The sequence below is a fragment of the Streptomyces sp. NPDC002809 genome (assembly GCF_040295435.1).
In the GTDB taxonomy this organism is placed as follows: domain Bacteria; phylum Actinomycetota; class Actinomycetes; order Streptomycetales; family Streptomycetaceae; genus Streptomyces.
Genome location: NZ_JBEOVJ010000017.1, coordinates 91,918 through 113,784, shown reverse-complemented (window position 1 = coordinate 113,784; position 21,867 = coordinate 91,918). Strand labels below are relative to the sequence as shown.

The window sequence follows — 21,867 nt, the reverse complement described above, 5'->3', positions numbered from 1 at the left end:
CAAGCAGGGCTCGGGATGAGCCGGATCGCAGCCGTGCACGGCACCCTGGCCCCGTACCGCCACACCCAGCGCGAGATCACTGACATGGTGGCCCGCACCTGTCTGCCGCAGGGGGCCGACCGGCGGGTCCTGGACCGGCTGCACGAGAACGCCCGGGTGCGCACCCGGAACATGGTGCTGCCACTGGAACGCTACGCGGAGCTGGACGGTTTCGGCGACGCCAACGACGTGTTCATCGGAGCGGCGGTCGACCTCGGTGCCGAGGCCCTGCGCGGGGCGCTGCGGACGGCGGGGCTGCGGCCCGCCGACGTGGACCTGCTGATGTTCACCTCCGTCACCGGAGTCGCGGCTCCCTCCGTGGACGCCCGGCTGGTGGGGCGTCTCGGCCTGCGGCCGGATGTGAAGCGGCTGCCGGTCTTCGGGCTCGGCTGCGTCGCCGGGGCCGCGGGAATCGCCCGGCTCCACGACTACCTGCTCGGCCGGCCCGACGACGTGGCGGTGCTGCTCTCGGTCGAGTTGTGTTCCCTCACCTTCCAGCGGGACGACGCGTCGCCCGCCAATCTGGTGGCGACCGCACTGTTCGGTGACGGTGCGGCCGCGGTGGTGGCGCTCGGCGAGGACCGGGCGTCCGCTGCCGGGCCCGAGGTGGTGGCCACCCGCAGCCGGCTGTATCCGGACACCACGCACGTGATGGGCTGGGACATCCGTGATTCCGGCTTCAAGGTGGTGCTCGATCCGGGCGTTCCGGAGGTGGTGCGCCGCTATCTGGCCGACGACGTACGGGACTTCCTGGCGGAGCACGGGCTCAAGCCGAAGGACGTCGCCCACTGGGTGTGCCACCCGGGCGGGCCCAAGGTCCTGGAGGCCGTCACCGATGTCCTCTCGCTCCCCGACGGCGCGCTCGACGTCACCTGGCGCTCGCTCGCCGAGGTGGGAAACCTTTCTTCGTCCTCGGTGCTCCACGTCCTGCGGGACACGCTGGAACAGCGGCGGCCCGAACGGGGTTCGCCCGGGCTGCTGATGGCCATGGGCCCCGGATTCTGCTGCGAACTGGTGCTGCTGCGCTGGTAGGTCGGAGGACACATGATCTGGTACACCGCGCTGGTGCTGGCCGTGGCGGTCGAACGCCTCGCCGAGCTCGCCGTCGCCCTGCGCAACACGCGCTGGGCGCTGGCCAGGGGCGGGACCGAGTCGGGTCGCGGCCACTATCCGGCGATGGTCGCCCTGCACACCGCGCTGCTGGCGGGGTGCCTGGCCGAGGCCGGACTGGCCGACCGGCCGTTCGTGCCTCTGCTCGGCTGGACGACGGCGGCCGTGGTGGTGGCCGCACAGGCCTTGCGCTGGTGGTGCATCCGTACGCTCGGGCCCCGGTGGAACACGCGCGTCATCGTGGTCCCGAGGCTGCCGCTGGTGACCGCCGGACCGTACCGCCTGCTGCGCCACCCGAACTACGTCGCCGTGGCCGCAGAGGGGATCGCGCTGCCGCTCGTCCACGGCGCGTGGGTGACCGCGGCGCTCTTCACGGTGCTCAACGCGGCGCTCATGGCCGTACGTGTCCGGTGCGAGGAGGCGGCGCTCGCCGCCGCGCCGGCCGGGGGCGTGCCGGCGTGATCGACGTCCTGGTCGCGGGCGGCGGCCCGGCCGGCCTTGCGGCGGCGATCCGGGCGGCCTCGCTCGGCATGGAGTGCGTCGTCGTCGAACCCCGCACCGCCCCCGTCGACAAGGCGTGCGGCGAGGGGATCATGCCCAGCGGGGTCGCCGCGCTGCGGGCCCTGGGCGTAGAGGTCTCCGGCCACCCCTTGCGCGGGATCCGCTACCTGGAGGGCGCGCGCAGCGCGGAAGCCGAGTTCCGTGGCCGGACCGGGCTCGGCGTCCGGCGGACCGCGCTGCACATCGCGTTGCACACGCGGGCGGTGGAGCTCGGCGTGCGGATCGTGCCGGACAGAATCAGGGACGTGCGGCAGGGTCACGACCGGGTGGCCGCCTGCGGGCTGACCGCCCGCTGGCTGATCGCGGCCGACGGGCTGCACTCGCCCGTGCGCCGCGGGCTCGGCCTGGACGGCCCCGGCACCGCGGTCCGCCGGTACGGGCTGCGCCGGCACTACCGCGTCACGCCGTGGACGGAGTTCGTCGAGGTCCACTGGTCCCGGCACGGCGAGGCGTACGTGACGCCGCTCGGAAACGGCCTGGTGGGTGTGGCCGTGCTCAGCGGTGAGCGGCTCGCGTACGACAGGCATCTGGCGGCCTTCCCCCGCCTGGCAGCCATGCTCCTCGGCCAGGACACGGGTCCTGTGCGGGGAGCAGGCCCCTTGCGCCAGCAGGCGCGGGCGCGGCAGGCCGGCCGGGTGCTGCTGGTCGGCGACGCGGCGGGCTATGTGGACGCGCTGACCGGCGAGGGGGTCGCGCTGGCCGTGGCGACGGCCCGGGCGGCGGTGGACTCGCTGGCCTCCGGCCGTCCGCAGGACTATCCGGCCAGATGGGATCACCTGACCCGCCGTCATCGACTGCTCACCGCAGGGCTGTTGGCGCTGGCCCGCTGTCCCGCCACGGCGCGGATGATCGTTCCCGCCGCGCACCGGGCTCCGGCCCTGTTCCGCGCGGCGGTCCGGGCCCTGCAGTAGGAGTCCCGACCGTGCAACGAAGGGCAGGGCGGAGCGGAGCGGGGCCGGACGGAATCCGGGCAGGCGCAGGTCAGCGGCCCTGCAGGTAGCCTCGCACTCCCCAACACCGCATGATCATCATGAGGTTGCTGTGGCAGACTTCACCGAAGGAACGGTTTCACCTCATCTGTAACGGAGTTCGCCATGACGGCAGAGACGTCCCGGCCCCCGATAGACACCAGCAGGCCGCAGTCGGCGCGCGTCTACGACGCGCTCCTCGGCGGCAAGGACAACTACCCCGTCGACCAGGCAGTGGCGCAGCAGCTGCCCATCGAGGCGAAGATCGGCGCCCGGCAGAACCGTGCGTTCATGCACCGTGCCACGGCCTGGCTGGCCGCAGAGGGCATCGACCAGTTCCTCGACATCGGCACGGGCATTCCGACGGCACCGAACCTGCATCAGATCGCCCAGGAGATCAACCCCGGCTCACGGGTGGTCTACTGCGACAACGACCCGATCGTCCTGCGTCACGCCGAGGCGTTGCTGATCAGCCGGCCCGAGGGCGCCACCGACTACGTACCGGGGGACGTCCGCGAGCCGGACACCATCATCGAGGCGGCCCGCAAGGTCCTGGATTTCCGGCGCCCCGTCGCCCTCTCCATGCTCGGACTGCTGCACTTCCTGCCCGACGACGTCGACCCGGTCGGCATCGTCCGCACACTGACGGGCGCACTGGCACCGGGAAGCCATGTGGTGCTGTCCCAGGGCGCGTCCGACGTCAACCCGGAGAGGGGGCAGCAGGGTGCCGACGAGTATGACAAGGGCGGCATCCGGCTGGCACTGCGCACCCGGGACGAGTTCGCCCGGTTCCTCGAAGGACTGGACGTCGCCGAGCCCGGCCTGGTGACGGCCCCCGAGTGGTTCCGTGGGACACCCGCACCGGAACGGGAGCACAGCGGACTGTACGTGGCCGTCGCCCGCGTTCCGTAGCGGATCAGCGGAGAAGTCGAACAAGGAGAGAACCAGGATGGATTCGGAACAACGCCCCACCGCCGCATCGGTTTTCGACGCCCTCGGTGCCGAATACGAGCGCGCTTTCGCCGGCTCCGCCGCGCACCGCGCTTCTCTGGAGCTCCTGCTGGAGCAGCTCGATCCGGGCAGCCGGGTACTGGACATCGGCAGCGGTACGGGGCGGCCGACCGCCCAGGTGCTGACCGAAGCCGGCCACGAGGTGCTCGGCGTCGACGTCTCCCCTGTCATGGTGGACATCGCGTCCCGGCAGGTGCCCGCGGCCGAGTTCCGCTGCGCCGATGTCCGTGAACTGCCGTTGACCGACGGGAGTTTCGACGCGGTCTGCGTGTACTTCTCGCTCCTGCAGTTGTCGCGTGCCGAGCAGGCGGACGTACTGCGTCTGGCCGCTCGGGTGCTTCGGACCGACGGGCATCTGGCCGTGGCGACGGTGCCGCTGGACGTGGAGGGGGTGAGCGGCACGTTCATGGGCCAGCCGGTGCAGGTGACCAGCTTCGCCGAGGACGCGTTCACCGAGGTGGTGGAAGGAGCCGGATTCACGGTCCTGGCGCGGGAGACCGACCTGTTCGTCCCGGACCATCCTGCAGCGGTGCCCGAACCGCATCTCTTCGTGCTGGCGCGGCGGAGCCGCTGACGCGCCGTCGCGGGCGCAGGCTCGGAAAGATTTTCTCGCGGATGTGTCACGTTTCCCCGTCGGGGCGTTTCAGTGCAGTGCCGGACCGGCCACCGAGGCCGGCGAGAAGACACCGGCACCCGCCCGATGAGGAGCCTCCACCATGTCCGTCGCCCACGTCGTCGTCACTCTCGTCGCTGCCGCCATGGCCGGGTACTCGGCCGGCGCCCTGCTCTTCCGCGCCCAGTGGGTCGTCCAGGCCCTGACCGACTACAGCGTCCCCCGCTCCTGGTGGACCTGGCTCGGAGCGGCGAAGGCCGCCGGGGCCGTGGGCCTGGTAGCCGGACTGTTCGTACCGGTCATCGGGTTCCTGGCGGGGACCGGCCTGGTGCTGTACTTCGCCGGTGCGGTCGTCACGGTGATCCGGGCCCGCTGGTACACGCACATCCCCTTCCCCCTGGTGTACGCGGCACCGGTCGTCGGGGCCATGGCGCTGGGGCTCGCAGCCTGAACCATCTGCCGGGCGGCGGGGCGGCCGGCAGGCGGTTCAGGAATCGCACAGCCCGGGCCCACGCCCGGCCGCCGGTTCAGAGACACGCCGACGCGCGCGGGCCTGGCACGTTCCGACGCCCCCCCGCAGCGAAGTTGCATCTGCCGGGGCCATGAGGGCGGCGGGTACGGGCGCGCCCGGGCTGTGCGGCCCGCCACTGAGATGCCGAACCCCGCGCGAGGACATACCGTCCAGGTGGCTCATACCGCGCTTCGGGAGGTGTTGATGCGGAACGCGAGTCGCACCCGACGCCGCGCCTCCCGGGTACTGCCCAGGGAAACGGCACACCGGGGGTGCGTGCCTGGGGCCCCGCCCGTTGCGACGTTCACCCGTGCGGCGGCTCGTCGCGTGTCGGCCGTTCTGCTCGCCGTCTCGCTTCTGCTCTTCGCGGCGCCCCCGGCTTCGTACGGCGACGCCCCTCTCCTCCCGCCACCGGGCAGCGGTGGCGCCGTGACCGAAGGGTGCGGCGATGGGCCCGCTTCGTGCCACGGCGGCGTGAGGTGGCTGTACCGGTACAACTACTCGCTGGGGGTGCACCCTTTCACCAGCGCCCACGACGTGCGCCGACAGCTCACCGACAACTTCTGGCTGTTCCCGGTGAGCGGTGGCTGTCCGGCCCGGATCCGGCCGGCGGACGAGTGCGATCTGCTGGGCGGAAACCCGGTCCGGGTGGAGGCCGTCGGTGACACCGACCTGCAGATCTCGACCCTGCCCGGCCACGACCTGGGCGACGGTCTGCACATCCGGTTCGCGTTCACCCGCACCTTCGGCTTCCACTACCTGGTCGTGAGCGCCTGGCAGGACCGGCCGACGCGGTGCACGGAGAGCGTGTGGTGCGGTGCGGCGAGCCGGGCCGGCGCCTGGGCGCTGTGGAAGGTGCTGTCCGGGACGCTGGCGGTCACGGCGTACGCCGCCTGACCGAACGCGCGATCCGCGGCGTGGTGCGCTACTGCCGGGCGCCGGCGCTGTCCGGCTCCTCTTCCGGTGTCGCCGAGTCGAGTGCGGCCGTGAGCCGGTCGAGGCGGTCCCGCAGCTCGTTGATCTCGTCGAGGTCGAAGCCCGTCGCGGCGGCGATCCGGCGGGGCACGAGCCGTGCCCGCTCCCGCAGGTCCGCGCCCTCGTCCGTGAGGTGCACGTGCACGGAGCGCTCGTCACGGGCGCTGCGCTCGCGTCGCACCAGGCCCGCCGCCTCCAGTCGCTTCAGCAGCGGCGACAGCGTGCCGGAGTCGAGCCGCAGGTGCTGCCCGAGCACCTTCACCGGCAACTCGCCGTGTTCCCAGAGGACCAGCATCACGAGGTACTGGGGGTAGGTGAGCCCCAGGTCCTTGAGGAGCACCCGGTAGACGCTGCCGAAGGCGCGCGAGGCGGCGTTCAGGGAGAAACAGATCTGCTGGTCGAGGCGGAGGTAGTCAGCCTCGGACGAGGCCTCGCGGGTGCGGCTGGGCGTGGCGGTCATGGATTCAGCATAGCGCCGCTCACCCCATTTGATTGTGCACAATTCAATTGTGTGCTTCACTTCAGGGAAGCGGCCGGACCGCCGCAGGAACATGACCTTCGAGAGGAACGGTTTCCATGGAATCGATCTACACCGCCGTCGCCACCGCCACCCACGGCCGTGACGGGCGCGCCGTGAGCTCCGACGGCAAGCTGGATCTGCAGCTGGCCATACCGGTGGAGATGGGCGGAAACGGTCAGGGCACGAACCCGGAGCAGCTGTTCGCCGCCGGCTACGCCGCGTGCTTCGCGAGCGCCCTGGGCCTCGTGGGCCGGCAGGCCAAGGTCGATGTGACCGACGCCGCCGTGACGGGTGAGGTCGGCATCGGCAAGCAGGGCGAGGGCTTCGGCCTCGCGGTGACGCTGCGCGTGGAGCTTCCCGGGACCGTCGACGAGGCCACCGGCCGCAAGCTGGTCGAGCAGGCTCACCAGGTCTGCCCGTACTCGAACGCGACCCGCGGCAACATCCCGGTCCAGCTCGTCATCGAGTAGTCGAGCAGTCGAGCAGCGGATTCACGGCGGCGACGGAAGCGTCGCCGCCCGTCCCGCGGTTGAGAACCTCCCCGTGGGGCGTGCGTCAGGCGTTGAGGACCTCCCCGTGGGTGTGCGTCAGGCGTGGAAGCCGTTGCAGACGACCGAGGTGTACTCCGAGGGCCCGCCCTCGACGTGGTAGATCACGACGGTCCAGTCGCCCCGGTCGTCCCCCACCGGGATCCCGTCGACGGCGCGTTCGCCGAAGTGAGCCCGGAAGTCGTCGGGGTACCTGAGCCTGATGGTGCCGCCGGAGGACCAGAGCGAGTAGAGGTCGACCGGTTTGCTGGTGAAGCCGATGCCCTTGCCGACCGACGTGAGCGGACGGCCGGTGGCCCGGTCGGTCTCGTGCGGGGGCCGTACCCCGACGGAGACGTAGTAGGGCGCGGGCCGTTTCCCCTTCCCTACGTCCTTGGGGCGCATCGACACGGTGGCCGTGTCCGCGCCGGTCGTGTGCGAAACGAAGGACGTCAGGCCGTCCGGTGGCACTTCCTCGGGGAAGTTGTCCGGATCACAGGAACCACCCCCCATGGCGGCCTGCACCGAATCCGGGGACAGGGTCCAGCGGTCCTGCGAGACACGGTCGTTCGCCAGGTGATCCGGAGGTCCGGCGGCCGGTTCCTCGCCGTCCGGTTCCTCGCCGTCCGGATCCTTGCCGTCCGGACTCCTGCCCGCCGGACCGGACGCGGCCGGCTGCCCGGACCGGGTGGCCTCGGGCCCGGCCGCGCTGCCGCCCTTGTCGTCCGATCCCGGGAGCAGCCAGACCGTCAGTGGTACGGCGAGCGCCACCGCGCACACCGCGAGCCATGTCGTGCCCCTCGGGGCGCGTCCGGAACGGCGCCGCCGGTCCGGGCCGTCTGACGGAGCCGTGGTTCCGGGCGCCCGCGTCGGCTCGGTCGCCGCCGGTCCCGCGGCCTCCCGCGTGGCCGGCCCGCCTCCCTCCGGCCGGGCACCGGCCCCCGTTCCCGCAGCCCGCACGGTGTCCGGTTCCGGCCCCACCCCTGGCTGCGGTCGCGCACCGGACACCGTGGACGGCGTGTCCTCGTACCCGGGTACGTGCACGGGGTCGGCCGCCTGCACCACCGCGCGGTAGTGGGGGTCGGACGCCAGTGGAGAGTCCACGGCGCAGCCGGCGATCACGGCGGCCGGGTCCGGTCGCTCCCCCGGATCCTTGGCGACGCAGGCACGGATCAGTGCGGCCAGCGCCGGCCGCACCCCCTCCAGGTCGATGTCCTCGTACACGGTCCGGAAGTTCACGGCCGCCGCGTCGCCCGCACCGTACGGGGGCCGGCCCGTCGCGGTGTACGCGAGGGTCGCGCCCAGCGCGAAGACGTCCGCCGGCGGCCCCGCCTCGTTGCGAAGCAGCACCTCGGGGGCCGTGAAGCCGGGGGTCCCCGACGCCATCCCCTCGCGGGTGAGGATGGTCTGCTCCAGCCCTCGCGCGATCCCGAAGTCGATGAGCTGCGGTCCCTGCGGCGACAGGATGACGTTCTGCGGCTTCAGGTCGCGATGCGTGACCCCGTGGACGTGGACGGCGGCCAGCCCCTCGGCGAGCGCGGCGAGCAGGCGCAGCGCGCTGTCCGGCGGGAAGGGCCCGCGCGCGCCCACGGCGCCGCGCAGGGTGGGCCCGGCGACGTACTCGGTGGCCAGCCAGTAGGGGGACGCGTCGAGCGAGGCCTCGATCAACTGCGCCGTGTACGCGCTGCGTACGGTCTCGACCGTCGCGGCCTCCCGCCTGAAACGCGCCAGGGCTTCGGGGTGATCGCTGATCTCGTCGCGGATGACCTTCACCGCCACCAGCCGTCCACCGGGAGAACGGCCGAGGTACACCTGCCCCATGCCACCCGCGCCGAGGCGGGCGAGCAACTGGTAGGCGCCTATTCGCGCGGGGTCCTGAGGCCGCAGTGCATCCACGGCCCGACTGTGCCATATCCGTCCGCGCTGCGGACCGGCAGGTGACAACTCGCCCTGTTCTCCGGGGCGGTAGCCCGCCGGCGCGGCAACCGGAAACAGCGCCGGGGACGGTTCGCAGCCGAGTGGACCGTCGCACCGGTCCGGATGCGGTCGCAGCCCCCGGAGCCTCAGTGGGGAAGCGAGAGCTGCCTGGACACGCGGACAGCGGAGGACAGCAGTCCCTCCCTGACCTGAGTGGTCCGGTACATCCGGTCCGACCGGAAGGAGATCCCGAGGGAGCCGACCTGATCGCCGTTGTACACAGGCACCGCGATGCAGGTGGTGCCGCGGGCGTACTCTTCCCGGTCCATGACCAGCGGCACGGCCGACGAGGCGTCGAGCTGCTGGATCAGTTCCTCCGGGCGGGTGATGGTCCGGGGTGTGAGTCCGGCGAGGGAGTGCCGGGACAGGTAGTCGGCACGCGCCTCCTCGTCCAGTTCGCGCAGCACGCTCTTGCCCAGGGCGGTCGCATGTCCGGCGTCCTCGAAGCCCGCCCAGAGATCGACCCGTGGCGTCCTGGCGCTGTCGACGATCTCCATGACCCGGATCTCGCCGTCCACGTAAAGGGTCAGATAGACGGCGGCCAGAAGATCGTTCCTCAGCGCTGTGAGAACGGGGCGCACACGCTCCGGCAGCTCCTGGCCGTCGCGTCCCCCGCCAGGCCCGGTGCCCGCGTCGGCGAGGACGTACGTCCCGTCGCTCAGCTCCGTCACGAAGCCGTCCCGGGCCAGGCCGGGCAGCAGCTCGCGGACCGTGACGAGAGGAAGCCCCGCTTCCCGGGCCAACTGCTGCGCGGTCGCCTCGCTCGCGCGCGCCCCGACGGTCTCCAGCAGGCGGAGCGCACGTCTGACGGCCGTGACGGGCTCAGGTCCGGCTTGGTCGGCCATGCCCCCAAGCATCGCCCCGCGCGGCGGGAGCGGCAAGGCGTCCCGCCGTGGGGGCGCCGGGCCCCGGCAGGAGAGGCACGCGTGGCGGGTGAACGTTCCTCCGGTGGAGAGGAGGGAGAGCAGGGCCTCACCGGTCGGACGGCGGGGGTACACCCCCGCTCTCCGGTCGGACGGCGGGGGTACACCCCCGCTCTCCGGTCGGATGGCGGGGGTATACCCCCGGGCATAGCCTGCCGGAAGGCGTCGCTTCGTCAGCTGCCCCACGTGTTCTGTCAGCCACCCCACATGGTTGAAGGGTTAAAAAAATTGAGCGCCAACGGTGACGGTCAGGAATCACGGGAGCCCGAGGTCGGCCCCGCGCCTGAGGGGGATCCCGCATTTCGCCCCTACCACCATCCCGCGGCAGGCTGGGGCGCGGCCAAGAGCGTGAGCCGGTTCCTGGTACGTGAGGGCGCGCTGGTCGACGGCCCGCGGGCGATCATGCGGATGAACCATGAGAACAGCGGGTTCGACTGCCCCGGATGTGCGTGGCCCGACGACACCAAGGGGCTGCACCTGGACATCTGCGAGAACGGCATCAAGCACGTCACCTGGGAGATGACACGCAAGCGGGTCGGGCGCGAGTTCTTCGCCGCCCACTCGGTGACCGAGCTGGCCGGATGGAGCGACTACGACCTGGAGAACCAGGGCCGGCTGACCGAGCCCATGGTCTACGACCCCGAGTCCGACCACTACGTGCCGATCAGCTGGAAGGACGCGTTCGAGCTGGTCGGGCGCGCCCTGCGCGAGCTGGACAGCCCGAATCAGGCCTCGTTCTACACGTCGGGACGACTCGGCAACGAGGCCACGTTCCTGTACCAGTTGATGGCCCGCGAGCTGGGTACGAACAACCTGCCGGACTGTTCCAACATGTGTCACGAGGCGAGCGGCCGTGCTCTCACCGCATCCCTGGGTACGGGCAAGGGAACGGTCGACCTCAAGGACTGGGAGTCCGCCGACGCGCTGTTCATCCTGGGCGTCAACGCCGCCTCCAACGCGCCGAGGATGCTGACCGCCCTCGCCGAGGCCCACCGCCGCGGCGCCCGGATCGTGCACGTCAATCCTCTGGTCGAGGCAGCTGCCACCCGGACCATCGTGCCGCACGACTTCGTGGACATGGCCCTGTTCAAGCCGACCCGGACCAGCACCCTGAACCTGCAGCCCCGCATCGGCGGCGACATGGCCCTTCTGCGTGGCATGGCCAAGGCCGTCCTTGAGCAGTCGCCGACCGACCCCAAGGCGCTGGACCAGGAGTTCATCGACCGGCACACCACCGGCTTCGAGGAGTACCGCACGCTGTGCGAAAGCACGCCGTGGGAGGAGATCGAGACCCAGTCCGGCCTGAGCCGGACCGACATCCTCGAGGCAGCACGCGTGTACCGCGAGGCCGACCGTTCCATCGTCAGCTGGTGTCTCGGGCTCACTCAGCACGAGCACGGCGTCGACACTGTCCGGGAGATCGTGAATCTCCTGCTGCTCCGCGGCAATCTGGGGCGCGAGGGGGCCGGTCCCTCCCCCGTACGAGGACACAGCAACGTCCAGGGCAACCGCACCTGCGGCATCGACCACCGCCCCGGCGACGCGTTCCTGGACCGCCTCGGCGAGGTGTGCGGCATCGAGCCGCCCCGTGAGCACGGTCTGGACACCGTCCGCACCATCCGGGCGATGCACAGCGGCGATGTGAAGGTGTTCGTCGGCATGGGCGGCAACTTCGCCCTCGCCGCGCCCGACACCCCGTACACCTACGAGGCGCTGCGTGCCTGCGACCTCACCGTCCAGGTGAGCACCAAGCTGAACCGCAGCCACATCGTCCACGGCAGCCGGGCCCTCATCCTCCCGTGCCTCGGCCGTACCGAGAAGGACCATCAGCGCAAGGGGATCCAGAGCACGTCCGTCGAGGACTCGATGAGCATGGTCCATCTCTCGATCGGCATGAAGCGCCCCGCGTCGCCGCACCTGCTGTCGGAACCGGCCATCGTCGCCGGCATGGCGCGCGCGGCTCTCCCGGACAGTGCCACTCCCTGGCACTGGTACGTCGAGGACTACGACCGCATCCGGGACACCATGGCACGGGCTCTGGACGGCTTCGAGGACTTCAACCGCCGCGTTCGCCTGCCCCTCGGCTTCCGTATCAAGCAGCCGGCCCGCGAGCTGGTCTTCCTCACCCCGTCCGGACGCGCCGAGTTCTCGGCCGCCGTCCTGCCCGACGTCGTCCCCGCCGCCGGCACACTCGCCCTGGGGACCATGCGGTCCCACGACCAGTGGAACACCACGATCTACTCCGACAACGACCGCTACCGCGGCATCAGGAACCTGCGCACGCTCGTCTTCATGAACCGGGCCGACATGCGTGAACGCGGCATCGCCGACCTCGGCCCCGTCGACATCACGAGCACGGCGAAGGACGGCAGCCGGCGGTCCCTCAACGGCTACCTCGCGATCCCGTACGACATCCCCCGAGGGTGTGCGGCCGGCTACATGCCGGAGATGAACGTGCTGTGTGCGCTCAGCGACTACAGCACCCAGAGCGACCAGCCGATCATGAAGCACCTCAAGGTCACCATCGACCCCGCCACCTGAACAGAAGCGGCCGGAACGGCCGGGAGAGGGTGGAAGCAGGCGGAACACTCGGCGTCCGGCAGGAGTTGCCGCCGGGGTCGCACCGGAGGCGGTAAGGCCGTTGCCCCACCGCCTCCGCCCGCAGCAGCCGGCCAACTGGCCGTCCTGGCTCTACCCGAGCCGCACTTCGGTGTTCTGGCATGCGTGCAGCAGCCATCTCCCGTCGTCCTGCTTCGTCATGACGTAGAGCGGAGACCCTTCCGATTCGCCCTCCGGCGCATGGTGGACCTGCCGAACCTTGACGGCCGCCACGTCGGGCCGCAGAAATCGCGTGTGCACTGCCTCGTAGGTGATCTCGCCGTCCCGGACGGCTGCGGGCAGCACGGCGCGGGTGAACTCGGCGATCGCGTCCAAGCCGATCAGGACCTTGCCGTGGCCGGTCGTCCAGAGGGCTTCGGGGTGGAAGAGCGCCAGGAACCCTTCCACGTCCTTGGCACGCTGAGCCTGTTCTACGGTGGCGACCACCTCTTCGATGGCTTTCAGGTCTGCGGTTTCGGTGTTCATGCAGATCACTCTGTGACCTCAAGCAGGCTTGAGGTCAAGCACTGTCAGTGGCGTACTTTCGATCACTTGCCGCGCTCACCCAGGGCCTGACCGCACCGGCAGGCACATGCTCTGCCTGAAGTGCCGGGACGTCAGGCCGGCCGGATCGGGAAAATCGATCCGGCCGGCCCCGGTCCGGCACACCGCAGCCGGTGCCGTCAGTCGCTGTAGACGCCGACCTCCTGGAGCGAGTAGCCCCACTTGGTGCCGCGCTCCAGGCCGTGGACCCGTACGTAGCGGGCCTGAGTCCGGGTGAACCGCGCCGTGTCCAGGCCGCCGTCACCAGCGGTCGTCGACCATGCCGTCTGCCAGTTCGCGCCGTCCTGCGACAACTCGACGCGGTACGACTTCGCGTATGCCGCCTCCCAGTCGAGGGTGACGCGCTTCACCGGCCTCGCGGACCCGAGGTCGATCTTCAGCCACTCGTCGTCTCTCCACTCGCTGGCCCAGCGGGTGCCCCCGTCTCCGTCCACTGCCCGGCCGGGAGCGAAGCTGACGGCCGGGTTCCACCACTCCGACGTGGACGCCGAGGCGGCCGCACCCGAGGCCAGATTCACACCGGAGCTGTGCTTCTCGGCGTTCCCCCAGGTGCGCAGGTAGGACTCGGCACCCGTGAAGAGATCGTCCACGACCTCCTGGCCGCCGACGATGCGGATGTCCTCGATCCAGTCCGGGACCATGCCGTAGTGCGCCGCGCCGTCGGTGTTGAAGTCCCACGTGCGCTCACCGGTGGTCTGCTTGTCGATCACCGAGGCGCCGTCCGTGCTGCGGAACGGGTACTTCACCGGGTTGGGGGTGTTCCCTCCCCGCGGGGCGGGCCAGCCGCCGACGCCGTTCATGTCGGTGCCGTAGCCGTAGCCGACCTGGTACTTCTCGCGGAGCGCGTCCGTACGTCCGGCCTCCGCGCTGAACGCCGCGGAGCCGCTCATGTACTGGGCGGCGAACCCGCCGAGCTTGTAGAGCCGCTCGGTCCACCCCAAGTCCATCCAGCTGTGCGAGGAGATGACGCCCGGGTACGACTCGGACTCAAGGACTTCGAAGGCCTGATCCGCGGCCTTGACGCTCATGTGGTCGAGCTCCAGCATCATGTGACGCTTCATCAGTCCACGCACCGCGTACTCGCCCAGGCCGGTCAGCCCGCGAGTGTTGCACTGCGCGTCCGAGGCGTACGCGGGGACGGCCACCCCGCTCGGCAGCAGCTTCTCCGCCTCCGCCGCCACCGCGTTGCCGATGGGGTTGTCGTGCTGCGGGCCGCGGCAGGTCTCCGTCTTCCAGAAGGTGCCGGTCGACAGGAACTGGCCCACGTTGATCGCCGTACCGAGGGCGCCGGAGTCGTACCGCACCCCGCACAGTGCGTTGTCGAACTTGTGGCACAGGAACATGCTGCTCACGCCCAGCTCCTGCAGCTCGTCCAGGCCTCGGTCGATGTCCTCCTTGCTGCACTGCGCGATGTCCAGGATCTGCTTGCATCCGAACGGCTCGGACGTCTCGACCCCCAGGACGACAGCCAGCTTGCCCTGCTCGACGACCTGACGGGCCTGCGCGCTGCTGGTGACGATCCGGAACCAGCCCTTGCCGCTGCCGCCGTACATCTTGTCGATGAAGGCCTGCATGTCGTACGACTTCTTCGCCTCAAGACGGATGGCGGTCATCTCGTCGCAGCTGCGGTCCTTGAAGAAGTAGACCGAGCAGATCACGCCGTTGGTGACGAGGTCGTTGACCAGCACCCGCTGGCCGCCGCGCCATGCCCGCTCGATCTCGGCGTAGTAGTTCTGCTGGTGCGTCAGCGAGTCATGGGCAGGCCAGTCCTTGAAGGTGGGCCACCCGTCGGGGTCGTGTCTGCCGTCTCCCCCCTTGGTGACGAAGTCGAAGACGGCGAGCGAGCCGTCGGGGTAGTGCTCGGGGCAGTCCTTGAGCGCATCGGCGACGCCCTGCTCCGAGAACGGCTTGCCGCAGATCAGCCGGCCGCCGAAGCCCTCGTTGGCCATGATGTGGTCGTGGGCGTCCACGAAGCCCTTTACGCGGCCCTGGGCGTCGGTGCCCTTGAAGGGCTCTCCCGTCACGTCGATCTGCGCATCGGGCGCGGGCCGCGCGGTCGGGGTCCACCAGCCGGGGTCGGGCTCCGCCGCGGAGCTGGGCATCGGGCCCAGCACCAGGGACATCACGGCGATGAGCAGTGACACCACCGTGAGGGATCTGAATCTGCGGCGCGGAGGTCGAGTCATGGTCATCACTCACTTCGATTGACATGCCCATGTAGTTACTGATGGGTTTTCAGAATCGCGACCATGGTCCGCGGAGTCAACGGTCCGGGCAGGAAAACCTGAGGATTCCTCAACTTTCGTGAACTCCGTTGAGAATGTGGTTAGTTGAGAGTGCATCGATGGGGTACCGAATGGCCCGGACGGCTGCACGGGTCCACCTTCCGCTGTGCCGGACGGACGGGGACCCGGCCGTCCGGCTGATCGTCAGGCCACGCTGCGGATGCGGTTGACGAGGAGTCCGCCGATGAGGATGACCAGGGCCGCGGTGGCGTAGAGGCCGGTGTAGCCGCCGAGGTGGGTGATGATCGGCGATGCGAGGGCGGGGGCGAGGACCTGCGGGCCGGAGTTGGCGATGTTGATGACGCCGAGGTCCTTGGCGCGGTCGGCGGCCTCGGGCAGGACCTGGGTGACCAGGGCCTGGTCGACGGCGAGGTAGATGCCGTAACCCGCGCCGAGGACGGCCGCGGCAGCGATGGCGGACGGCCAGGTGTGAAGCAGGGAGAGAAGCACGGCCGCTGCGGCCATGACCAGCGAACAGAGGACGACGAAGACCTTGCGGCGCCCCATGCGGTCGGACAGGACACCCGCGGGGATGGCCGTGAGTGCGGCGCAGAGGGTGTAGACGACCGTGAGGATCAGCACTCCGGTGCCGGGGTCACCGTAGTGGACGGCGTCGGCGAGGAAGTAGAACAGGTAGAGGGTGCCGAGGGCGTTGCCGAGATTGATCAGGAACCGGGTGAGCCAGGCCCAGCCGAAGTCGGGGTGCCGCCGGGGGCTCACCCAGAGTGAGCGGGCGAAGGTACGAGCGTCGAAAGCGGGGCGCAGCGCCCGGGTCAGAGGCGGCTCGGAGTGGCGCAGCACGAAGGGGAGGGAGAGTGCGACGGTGAGCACGGCGAGGGTTACGTAGCCGGAGCGTACGCCGGTGATCAACAGCGCGGTGATCAGCGCGCCGAGGACGAGACCGAAGGACTGCATGAGGCCGGTCCAGCCGGATACCTGAGCGCGTTGGGCGAGCGGCACACGGTCGGCGATCGGGGTGGTGACCCCGGCCAGCATCGCGTTCAGGCCTGCCTGCGCGAGGCACCAGCCGACGGCGACCCCTGCCACGGTGTGCTGAGTGGCGGTGATCGACAGCCCTCCTGCCCCGGCGAGGGCGCCGCCGAGGATCCAGGGCCGTCGGCGGCCGAACCGGCTTGTGGTGCGGTCCGACCATGCACCGGCGAGCGGGTTGGCAAGCACCGCGACGAGCGCGCCCAAGCCGGTGACGAGCGAGAGCGCATCGTTCTTGTCGTTCGGATCGATGTGCTCCAACTGAAGTGGCAGCAGGATCTGAATGGGCGTCATGAACGCCATGAAGACGGCCAGCGTGGCCAGCGAGAGGTCCACCGTCCACGCGGCCCTGACCGGGGCGGTGGGCTCGGCGAAGACGGCGGCGTCGTCCGCTGCGGAGACGTGGGGCATGACGGCTCCGTCGCTCAGGACCGCTGGGAGGCGATCAGGTCGCGGTACCACTCGAAGCTCGCCCGGGGCGTGCGACGTCGGGTGGCGAAGTCGACCTCGACCAGGCCGAAGCGCTGGTGATAGCCCTCGGCCCACTCGAAGTTGTCGAGCAACGACCAGGTGAAGTAGCCGCGCACGTCCACCCCGCGGGACACGCCGTCGGCGATCGCGGTGATGTGTCCGGCGAGGTACTCGATGCGCGCCCGGTCGTGCAGCCCGGCCGGCTGCGAGCAGCCGTTCTCGGTGATCCACACCGGCGGAAGGGCTTTGCCGTAACGGTCCTTGAGGCCGGTGAGCAGTTCCGTGAGCCCCTCGGGAACCACCGGCCAGCCGAACGCGGTTCGCTCGTACGGCTCCGCGGGCTCGGCCAGGTCGAAGGGCAGCGCGGAGGCGGGATCGGCCGGGGCGGTGACCCAGGTGGGGTTGTAGTAGTTGACGCCCAGCCCGTCCAGCGGTGCGGCGATCGTGGCGAGATCGCCCTCGCGCACCACTCCTCCCCAGCTCGCGTCGGTCATGCCGTAGGCCGACAGGTCGGGATAACTCCCCAGCAGCAGAGGATCGTTGAAGAGGCGGTTGTGCAGGGTGTCATAGGCGGAGGCCGCGGCCACGTCCTTGTCCTGCCGGGCGTCGTGGCGCAGCCGGACGGGCGTGCAGTTGTTGGCGATCAGTATCTGCGCGCCTGGAACGGCGGCTCGCAACGCCGCGGTCGCGAGGCCGTGGCCGAGCAGTTGGTGATGTGCGACGGGCAGTGCGTCCAGCATCAGTGCGCGGCCCGGGGCGTGGACGCCGAAGCCGTAGCCGAAGGACATGTGGACGAAGGGCTCGTTCAGGGTGATCCACCGCTTGACCCGGTCTCCCAGCCGTTCCGCGACCACAGCCGCGTACTCGGCGAACCGATGGGCGGTCCCGCGGTTCAGCCACCCGCCCTCGTCCTCCAGGGCCTGCGGCAGGTCCCAGTGGAACAGGGTGGGCAGGGGCTCGATCCCGGCGCCGAGCAGCGCGTCGACCAGGCGGTCGTAGAAGTCCAGTCCGCGCGGCTCGATCCTGCCCGCGCCGGTGGGCAGGACACGGGGCCAGGACACCGAGAAACGGTACGCGTCGAGCCCGAGCCTGCGCATCAACGTGACGTCCTCGTCGAACCTGTGGTGGTGGTCGCAGGCGATGTCGCCGGTGTGGCCGTCACGTATGGCCCCGGGGCGCCGCACGAAGGTGTCCCAGATGGACGCCCCCTTGCCGTCCTCGTCGGCGGCGCCCTCGATCTGGTACGCGGCGGTCGAGGCGCCCCAGGCGAAGCCGGCCGGGAGCCGGGGAAGTCGGGTGGCATCGGTGGAGCTCGTCGTCACTGGCGCCTGCCTTCATCGGTGATGTACGAGTCGCCGGGGCCCGGCCGCCCGCGCGGCTCCGCAATCCTGCCGAAGGCCGCGCTACGCGCCCCAACGGCAGCCTGGAGGCGGCTGTTTGCGACCGGGTACGCCGTCCGAGGTGGGCCGCAACATAACATGAACTCTTGTTCACGTTCTATGGGTCGGACATGGCCACGATCTGACCGGCGGGGAGGGGCGGGGCGCGGGCGGCCGGACGCGGGCGCCGGGCAGGCGGCCAGGCGCGGGCGGCCGGGCAAGCGGCCAGGCGCGGGCGGCCGGGCAAGCGGCCGGGACGGACGCGAGTGGCCGGGACGGACCGTACATGTCACGCGCCCGGGTGCGTGCCGGTCAGCCGCGGTGCGGGCCGCGGACCCGGCGGTCCGGGCCCGCGGCCCGAAGCGGGGCGAGCCGCCGAGCGCCTGGGGTCACCCTTGCGCGGCCGTCAGCCGGCCGCGCAGGTCCTCCCAGTAGGCATTCAGCATCCGCTTGAGCTCGTCCACTGCTTCCATGTCCGGCTCGCCGTCGCCCTTGAACACTTCGTGCAGCACCGCATTGGCGGCCCACACCACCATCCGTGTCGCCCGTTGCGCCCGGTGGCCGCCGGGCCCGCCGGTCAGGTGCTCCACGATGCGCTGCAGGCCCTCGGCGATGAGCGTGTTGCTCGCCTCGTCCGCTCGGGCGAGTTCGGGGCTGAGATGCCTCCCGGCCCACAGAGCCATGCCGCCCGCCTGGGACCGGAAGAGCTCGGCGTAGACACCGACCATCATGCCGACCGGATCGGACAGTTCGCCCTCGACCGTACGCTCGACGAGGTCGTCGATGGCGGCCTTGAAAGCATCGAGGTACCGCTGGCCCAGCGCGTCGACGACAGCGCTCTTGTCCGCGTAGAACTGGTAGATGGTGCCGACCGGCGTGCCCGCCTCCTCGGCGATCCGCCGCATCGTCAGCGCCTCGTACCCCTCCTGGGACAGGATCCGGTCGGCCGCGGCGAGGATGGCCTCGACCCGGGCCCGGCTGCGTGCCTGCTGAGGCTGCCTCCGCAGCCGCGCCCGCGATACCGGCTGCTGCTCGCCTGCTTCCGTCACCACGTGCCCCCGGTCGTCCGATGCCGCGAACGTAACACGCGGCTACGGAGCGGAGGCCCGGTCAGGCCGCCGCCCGCCGGCCAGGACGCCCCGGCCGGCTTCGGCACCACCACGTCACCCTCGCCGCAGTCGCCCGCCCGCCCGCACGGGACGCAGACACAGACCCAGACGCGGATTGCGGCGAAGCGCTACTGGGCGGCGTCGCTTCCGGCGGTGTCCTGCTGCTCCGCACCGCTCCCGGCCCCGCCCTTGCGCACCGTGCAGTGCAGCGAGTTGTCCCGCACATCGGCGACGATCGTGTCCCCGGGGTCGCTCTCGCCGCCCAGGAGCAGCGAGGCGATGCGGTTGTCGAGTTCCGTCTGGATCGTACGGCGCAGCGGACGGGCGCCGAACTCCGGCTGGTAGCCGTGGGCGACCAGCAACTTCTTTGCCGCCTCGCTCACTTCCAGCGTCAGACCCTGTGCGCGGACACGGTGCTTGCTCCGGTCCAGCAGGTGTTCGACGATCTCCGACAGGTCCTCCTCGGTGAGGCTGTGGAAGATGATGATGTCGTCGATCCGGTTGAGGAACTCGGGCAGGAAGCGTCCTCGCAGATCATCCATCAGCTCGTCCTTGAGCTCGGCGGCATCGCCCTGGTGGGCGAGGATGCGATGGGCGCCGATGTTGGACGTCATGATGACCACACAGTGGCGGAAATCGACCGTGCGGCCCTGAGCATCCGTCAGACGGCCGTCGTCGAGGATCTGCAGCAGCGTGTTGAACACATCGGGGTGTGCCTTCTCCACCTCGTCGAACAGCACCACGCTGTACGGCATGCGGCGGACCTTCTCGGTGAGCTGGCCGGCCTCTTCGTAACCGACGTATCCGGGGGGTGCGCCGACGAGGCGGGCGACGGTGTGCTTCTCCTGGAACTCGCTCATGTCGAACCGGATCATGCGGTCCTCTTCGCCGAAGAGCAGTTCCGCCAGCGTCTTGGCGAGTTCGGTCTTGCCAACGCCGGTGGGTCCCAGGAAAAGGAACGAGCCCACTGGGCGGTTCGGGTCCCCCATGCCCGCGCGGTTGCGGCGCACGGCTTCGGAGACCGCGGTGACCGCCTCGTCCTGGCCGACGATCCTGGCGTGCATCTCCTCCTCCAGCCTGAGGAGCTTCTCCTTCTCGCTGGCGGTGAGCTGGGAGACCGGGATCCCCGTGCGGCGGGAGACGATGTCGGCGATGTCGGAGGCGGTGACGGAGACGACGCCTTCGCGGCGCTCCTCGATGCCGGCGAGCTCACCCTCCACCTCGGCGATCTGCCGCTTCAGCTCCGAGGCCTTCTCGAACTCCTCGCCGGCGACGGCCTGATCCTTCTCGCGTCGCAGTTTCGCGAGGCGGTCCTCCCGGCTGACGACCTCGGTGGAACGGCCGGCGCTGCGCAGCCGTACCCGGGCGCCGGCCTGGTCCATCAGGTCGATCGCCTTGTCCGGCAGGAACCGGTCGCTGATGTAGCGGTCGGACAGTTCCGCGGCCGCGGTCAGGGCTCCGTCGGCGAAACGGACCTGGTGGTGCGCCTCGTACGCGTCGCGCAGCCCTTCGAGGATCTGCACCGCCTCCTCGACGCTCGGCTCGGGGATGAGCACGGGCTGGAAGCGTCGCTCGAGGGCTGCGTCCTTCTCGATGTGCTTGCGGTACTCGTCGATCGTCGTCGCTCCCACCACGTGGAGCTCGCCGCGTGCGAGTGCGGGCTTGAGCATGTTGCCCGCGTCCATCGCTCCCTCGCCCGTCGCGCCCGCGCCGACGACCGTGTGCAGTTCGTCGATGAAGAGGATGATGTCGCCGCCGGACGCCTGGACGTCCTCGATGACCTTCTTCAGCCGCTCCTCGAACTGACCGCGGTACTGCGCACCGGCCACCATGCCGGACATGTCGAGGGAGACGACCCTCTTGTCCTTGAGGGATTCGGGTACTTCGCCGGCCACGATGCGCTGGGCCAGGCCCTCCACGATGGCGGTCTTGCCGACGCCGGGCTCACCGATGAGCACCGGGTTGTTCTTGGAGCGCCGCGAGAGGATCTCGATCGTCTGCTCGATCTCCTCGGCCCGGCCGACCACGGGGTCGAGCCGGCCCGCCTTCGCCTCCTCCGTCAGATCCCGGCCGAACTCGTCCAGGGTCGTCGAGGGCTCCCTCGCGGCGGCGGGGGCGCCGTCCGCCCGTGCTGCCTGGTCCGTGCGGCTCCTCAGCTTCTGTGCGTCCATGTCCTCGGCGCGCAGGAACCGGCCGGCACCGGAGTCGGGGTCCTCCAGCAGCGCGCCGAGGATGTGTTCGGGGCCGATGTAGGACACTCCCGCCGCCTGCGAGCCGGCGTAGGCGGCGGCGAGGGTGCGCTTCGCCGCCGGTGTGAGTCCGGGCTCCGCCGACGGTTCGCCCGCCTCCCGGGGCAGCACCTCGGCGATCCGGTCCGCGAGCGTGTCGGCATCGACACCGGCCTGGGTGAGGAGTCGCCGCGCGGGGTCCACCTGCGTGGCCGCCCACAGGAGGTGTTCCGTGTCGAGGTCGGAGGTCCCGTTCTCCGTCGCCTTCTGCGTGGCCAGACCGAGGAGTTCGTGCGACGACTCCGTGAGGAGGCGTCCGATGGGCACCCGCTGCACGGCCGGTGGCGACGATGCAGGGGACGTACCGAAGAAGCGGTCGAGCATCTCGCTGAAGGGGTCGGACGAACCGAAGGGTGAACCGAACGCCATCGACATGTCAGCTCCAGACAGACAAAGGGGTCCTCCCACTCAAACCCGATGTCCAAGGCTCCGCAAACGGAGCGGAACC

The 21,867-nt window shown here is 70.5% G+C and carries 18 protein-coding genes; 9 read left to right on the top strand and 9 right to left on the bottom strand.

Features of this window, described 5'->3' with window-relative positions; translation table 11 throughout:
* Positions 1-15: 15 nt before the first annotated feature.
* The 7 genes from ABT025_RS13865 (at position 16) to ABT025_RS13835 (ending at position 5,710) form a co-directional block, all read left to right on the top strand.
* Positions 16-1,071, top strand: a complete 1,056-nt coding sequence (locus tag ABT025_RS13865) for a type III polyketide synthase (RefSeq protein ID WP_350993455.1) — start codon at positions 16-18, stop codon at positions 1,069-1,071.
* Positions 1,072-1,083: 12 nt separating this feature from the next.
* On the top strand, positions 1,084-1,611 hold the full coding sequence (locus ABT025_RS13860) for an isoprenylcysteine carboxyl methyltransferase family protein (RefSeq protein WP_350993453.1): 528 nt from the start codon (positions 1,084-1,086) through the stop codon (positions 1,609-1,611).
* Positions 1,608-2,621 carry an NAD(P)/FAD-dependent oxidoreductase gene (locus ABT025_RS13855; protein WP_350993451.1) on the top strand — a complete coding sequence of 338 codons (1,014 nt, stop codon included), beginning with the start codon at positions 1,608-1,610 and terminating at the stop codon, positions 2,619-2,621. Before ABT025_RS13860 ends, ABT025_RS13855 begins: the two co-directional genes overlap by 4 nt.
* A 183-nt stretch (positions 2,622-2,804) precedes the next feature.
* The gene (locus ABT025_RS13850; RefSeq protein ID WP_350993449.1) at positions 2,805-3,590 is read left to right on the top strand and encodes an SAM-dependent methyltransferase; all 786 of its coding nucleotides are present in this window, start codon (positions 2,805-2,807) and stop codon (positions 3,588-3,590) included.
* 37 nt (positions 3,591-3,627) lie between these two features.
* Positions 3,628-4,263: a class I SAM-dependent methyltransferase gene (locus tag ABT025_RS13845; protein ID WP_350993447.1), complete on the top strand. Its 636-nt coding sequence runs from the start codon at positions 3,628-3,630 to the stop codon at positions 4,261-4,263.
* A gap of 142 nt (positions 4,264-4,405) precedes the next feature.
* Positions 4,406-4,753, top strand: a complete 348-nt coding sequence (locus ABT025_RS13840) for a DoxX family protein (RefSeq protein WP_350993445.1) — start codon at positions 4,406-4,408, stop codon at positions 4,751-4,753.
* A gap of 534 nt (positions 4,754-5,287) precedes the next feature.
* Positions 5,288-5,710: a hypothetical protein gene (locus ABT025_RS13835; RefSeq protein ID WP_502971940.1), complete on the top strand. Its 423-nt coding sequence runs from the start codon at positions 5,288-5,290 to the stop codon at positions 5,708-5,710.
* A gap of 28 nt (positions 5,711-5,738) precedes the next feature.
* On the opposite strand, the gene ABT025_RS13830 is transcribed toward ABT025_RS13835, so the two are convergent.
* Positions 5,739-6,248 (bottom strand): MarR family winged helix-turn-helix transcriptional regulator, encoded by a 510-nt coding sequence (locus tag ABT025_RS13830; RefSeq protein WP_350993441.1) that lies wholly within the window; start codon positions 6,246-6,248, stop codon positions 5,739-5,741.
* Between the two features lie 116 nt (positions 6,249-6,364).
* On the opposite strand from ABT025_RS13830, the gene ABT025_RS13825 reads away from it, so the two are divergent.
* A complete protein-coding gene (locus ABT025_RS13825; protein WP_350993439.1) occupies positions 6,365-6,778 on the top strand; it encodes an organic hydroperoxide resistance protein in 414 nt (137 codons plus the stop codon).
* Positions 6,779-6,895: 117 nt separating this feature from the next.
* Here ABT025_RS13825 and ABT025_RS13820 read toward each other — a convergent pair whose 3' ends face one another.
* Together ABT025_RS13820 and ABT025_RS13815 are read right to left on the bottom strand one after the other, a co-directional pair.
* Positions 6,896-8,731: a serine/threonine protein kinase gene (locus ABT025_RS13820; RefSeq protein ID WP_350993437.1), complete on the bottom strand. Its 1,836-nt coding sequence runs from the start codon at positions 8,729-8,731 to the stop codon at positions 6,896-6,898.
* A gap of 167 nt (positions 8,732-8,898) precedes the next feature.
* Complete coding sequence (locus ABT025_RS13815; RefSeq protein ID WP_350993435.1) at positions 8,899-9,657, bottom strand: IclR family transcriptional regulator; 759 nt, start codon at positions 9,655-9,657, stop codon at positions 8,899-8,901.
* 285 nt (positions 9,658-9,942) lie between these two features.
* On the opposite strand from ABT025_RS13815, the gene ABT025_RS13810 reads away from it, so the two are divergent.
* A complete protein-coding gene (locus ABT025_RS13810) occupies positions 9,943-12,276 on the top strand; it encodes an FdhF/YdeP family oxidoreductase (protein ID WP_350993433.1) in 2,334 nt (777 codons plus the stop codon).
* A gap of 150 nt (positions 12,277-12,426) precedes the next feature.
* Here ABT025_RS13810 and ABT025_RS13805 read toward each other — a convergent pair whose 3' ends face one another.
* The 6 genes from ABT025_RS13805 to ABT025_RS13780 form a co-directional block, all read right to left on the bottom strand.
* Entirely contained in the window at positions 12,427-12,819 is a 393-nt protein-coding gene (locus tag ABT025_RS13805; RefSeq protein ID WP_350993431.1) for an SgcJ/EcaC family oxidoreductase, read from the bottom strand.
* 197 nt (positions 12,820-13,016) lie between these two features.
* Complete coding sequence (locus ABT025_RS13800; protein ID WP_502971942.1) at positions 13,017-15,020, bottom strand: galactose-binding domain-containing protein; 2,004 nt, start codon at positions 15,018-15,020, stop codon at positions 13,017-13,019.
* A 306-nt stretch (positions 15,021-15,326) separates the two neighbouring features.
* Positions 15,327-16,583 carry an MFS transporter gene (locus ABT025_RS13795; protein ID WP_350993427.1) on the bottom strand — a complete coding sequence of 419 codons (1,257 nt, stop codon included), beginning with the start codon at positions 16,581-16,583 and terminating at the stop codon, positions 15,327-15,329.
* A gap of 14 nt (positions 16,584-16,597) precedes the next feature.
* Positions 16,598-17,965, bottom strand: coding sequence for a GH1 family beta-glucosidase (locus tag ABT025_RS13790; RefSeq protein WP_350993425.1), 1,368 nt, complete (start codon positions 17,963-17,965; stop codon positions 16,598-16,600).
* Between the two features lie 446 nt (positions 17,966-18,411).
* Complete coding sequence (locus tag ABT025_RS13785; RefSeq protein ID WP_350993423.1) at positions 18,412-19,071, bottom strand: TetR/AcrR family transcriptional regulator; 660 nt, start codon at positions 19,069-19,071, stop codon at positions 18,412-18,414.
* A 188-nt stretch (positions 19,072-19,259) separates the two neighbouring features.
* Positions 19,260-21,794: an ATP-dependent Clp protease ATP-binding subunit gene (locus ABT025_RS13780; protein WP_350993421.1), complete on the bottom strand. Its 2,535-nt coding sequence runs from the start codon at positions 21,792-21,794 to the stop codon at positions 19,260-19,262.
* Positions 21,795-21,867: the final 73 nt, after the last annotated feature.